This is a genomic window from Variovorax robiniae, assembly GCF_037889955.1.
Classification (GTDB): domain Bacteria; phylum Pseudomonadota; class Gammaproteobacteria; order Burkholderiales; family Burkholderiaceae_C; genus Variovorax; species Variovorax robiniae.
In genome coordinates, this window is the sequence record NZ_JBBKZS010000069.1 from 1 (window position 1) to 3,052 (window position 3,052).

The following is a 3,052-nucleotide window of genomic DNA, read 5'->3' on the forward strand; positions in this document are numbered from 1 at the left end:
GCGAGGCCTCCTGGAGCGTGTCCTACGGACACCTTCGACGGGTCATCGACATCTGACTGGTCCGTAGCTGTTCGCCGTCAAGCGACGGGGAAGACCGGACAGACACGTCGCGATCGCATTCACGTCCTCGTTCGGCATCGTTTTGGCCGGTACGCTTCGTTCAGCCCGAACACGGCCGATGCGATTGGCGCCGCATCGGGAGGAGGCCAGTGGATGTTTCGCGTCACATGCCTTTGCACGGGTGAAGCTATCGGAACGCAATGGCATCTCTTGCCCGCATGATGGTCGGACGACTGGCACCCATGGCACGAGCGATCGCGGCAATGGCTTCCCCGGCAGACAGGCGCCTGGCAACTTCGGCCACCTGGTCCGGCGAGAGCGCAGGAGGTCGGCCCAACTTCCTTCCTCGCGCCTTGGCACGCAACAGACCCGTTCGGGTTCGCTCTATCAACAGGTCGCGCTCGAACTCCGCAACCGCCGTGATGATTCTCATGGTCATTTGCCCCGTCGCACTGGTGAGGTCCACGGGCCCGAGAGCGAGGCAATGAACTCGGACGCCGAGGCAAGCCAGCACGTCTACGGTCGCCCGCACGTCGATAGCATTCCGCCCCAAACGGTCGAGCTTGGAGACGACAAGCACGTCTCCAACTTTTAGCTTTTGGAGCAACTTTCCGAAGCCTTGGCGCTCCGACGCTGGCACCGAGCTTGAGACCTCTTCAGCCACAAATCGGGATGACCGTACCGCGAACCCAGCCTTGGCAATCTCGCGGATCTGTTCGTCGCGTGTCTGCTCGGCACTCGCTAAGCGGCAATAGGCGAAAACGCGAGACACCGTGAGCTCCAATCAAGAAAATGAGAATTCGGAACGCGCATGAGACATGCCGCCCTGTCCCTCGGCTGCGAGGCAAGTCGACTTTCGTCATGACCACTTCGGCACGTCCTCACAACACTCGAGCCCGATCGCCGCTGCGATGACGACTGCTTACCTTCGACTGGCACCGCTTGCGAAAACGAATCACTCTCCTTTTCACAGTCGGCGCTGCAATAGGAGAAGGAATCCGCGCTACTTCGGAGACCCTTCCAAAGATCGAATTGATGACGGTCATTGCCTTTGCCATGAGCACGTTGCAAAGATCGTTGCCAAGATCTTTAGGCAAGGATTTCCGCATCCCGCCGCGCCACGCGATCGGGCAGGCTGGCGCGCCGCCACCAGCAAGTCCAAGGCAACGGCCGCCAGAAAGCGCAATGCAGGCATGGATGAGGACCCCGGCAAGCGATGGCTCATCCGGCCCATACCACGGGCCACGCGAGGAGAAAGCTGGTCAATACTTGATGTCGCGCTTGTCCTGGCGACCCTCTTGCTTGGTGCCTCGCTTGTCGTGGCGGCAAGCGGCGTTACTCTGTTGGTTCGCAGCCCTGCAATCGACCTTGGTCGAGCGCGCGTCATGCTTGGCCGCCTGATTCACGTCCCGGCCCGCCTGGCGCTGCTGCGATTGGTTGGTTGCCAGCGCGCTGCCCGAAAGCGCCAGAAGACCGGCCGCTGCGAGCACCTCTACGGTCCGGCCAAGGATTGCTTTTCTTGAATCGATCATTTGCACGTTCCTCTTGCTTCGCACGGAGGCCTCGGTTTGCGACCTGCACCCGGATCTTGGCCTCGACCTCCGGAATCACCGGCGACAGGTCTGAAGTGAGGTGCATCGTGGCACGAATTGCTTTCCCCGAAATTGACGCAGATCACACGGCGACGATGAAGAAGGAATATGCTGAGCTTTGACACATTGCGGCAGTCACGAGACAGCGAAAGCTAGCGGCGCAGGGTTCTGCCCGCATTGCCAATGCGGTGCTGCGCTGCCGAAGGTGTCCACCATGACGATGCGCCCGACGGCCGCCGACCCGACGCAAACGCGACGTCAAGACAGGGAAGATGCTTCAGCCGCAGTTCATTCAGGGTCCCCTGCTACCGGAGACGCACCTGCTTCACCCTGAACTCCATCCTGTGGCGCATCTCCTTGAAGATCTGCCCGCCGAGTTCCACGCTCTGTCCGGAACGCAAGGCCTGTTTTCCCGGGAGCTTCGTGCGCTCGATGGTCACCGGGAGCGTGCCCGAAATCTGCCGAAACGGGCTTGTCACGTCCATGTTCAGCAGCTGGGCTTTCGCAAGGCGGATGAGTCATGACCTTGCGGCCCTGCAGTGCCCCCCTTGTGAGCCTCTGGCATGTTTATGCCAGAAATCGTCAACCATTGGTAGGGGACCACTTGGGGCGTCGACCGGCTCGCCAACCTGCCCAAAGCAGGACGGCGCCCAGCGCCAGTGCATAGCAAGACAACATGATTCGCTGTCGCTCGTCCATCAGTCCAACCGCGAGTCCCACGCCAAGCAGCAAAGTAAACATGCTGATCAAGAACGCAGGCAAGGCCATGGCGACTCTGTCCTCCGAATTCGAGCGCGCCCCGTGCATAAGCGCATAGGCCATCCCTCCAAGGCCAAGCGCGCTGCACGCCAGGATGATCCCGGTCATGAATACTGCGCCACCCAAGATCATCCTTTCCATACCCGGATTCGCGAGCATGAGGCTGCCGATCAGCAGGCGAATCAATCCGTCGCAAACCGCCAGCACACTCAGCCACCGAGCATCCGATGAGCGGTAGAGCGTGAAGGCTAGCAAGGCACCAAAGAGGCCATCGATCAGTGCATAAGTGCCTCCACGAGCAAGGCGCTGACCATCGTGCGTCAGCAGCCAAACCCACGATCCGAGTCCGAAAAGCACATTGAAGGCTCCGCGCGCCAGGAGAACCGTTCGAGATGACAAGGGCAATTCCTTGAGAAGATGGTCAAGCGGCGAATGCTATGAACGTTGCCAAGCATGATGGGGCACCGGCAACAAAGGGGCAAGTAGAAGGGGCCGATGCACATACTTGCGATATCACCGGGGCTAGCAGCCTGTTGGCGCCGGCCGAAAATTGACCCACCTGTGAGGGTTGTGCCGGTTCAAATTTGACCCGGGTGTTCAGCCTACCCTGCTGCTTTTTTAAGCGGCGGGGGTATGAGGAT

At 60.3% G+C, this 3,052-nt stretch carries 4 protein-coding genes; all 4 read right to left on the reverse strand.

Annotation, left to right across the window (positions count from 1 at the left end; translation table 11 throughout):
* Window positions 1-247: 247 nt before the first annotated feature.
* Window positions 248-832, reverse strand: coding sequence for a recombinase family protein (locus tag WKW79_RS36740; RefSeq protein ID WP_340340150.1), 585 nt, complete (start codon window positions 830-832; stop codon window positions 248-250).
* A gap of 490 nt (window positions 833-1,322) precedes the next feature.
* Entirely contained in the window at window positions 1,323-1,592 is a 270-nt protein-coding gene (locus WKW79_RS36745; protein WP_340340151.1) for a hypothetical protein, read from the reverse strand.
* 365 nt (window positions 1,593-1,957) lie between these two features.
* On the reverse strand, window positions 1,958-2,131 hold the full coding sequence (locus WKW79_RS36750; protein WP_340340152.1) for a hypothetical protein: 174 nt from the start codon (window positions 2,129-2,131) through the stop codon (window positions 1,958-1,960).
* A gap of 103 nt (window positions 2,132-2,234) precedes the next feature.
* A complete protein-coding gene (locus WKW79_RS36755) occupies window positions 2,235-2,810 on the reverse strand; it encodes a hypothetical protein (protein WP_340340153.1) in 576 nt (191 codons plus the stop codon).
* Window positions 2,811-3,052 lie beyond the last annotated feature (242 nt).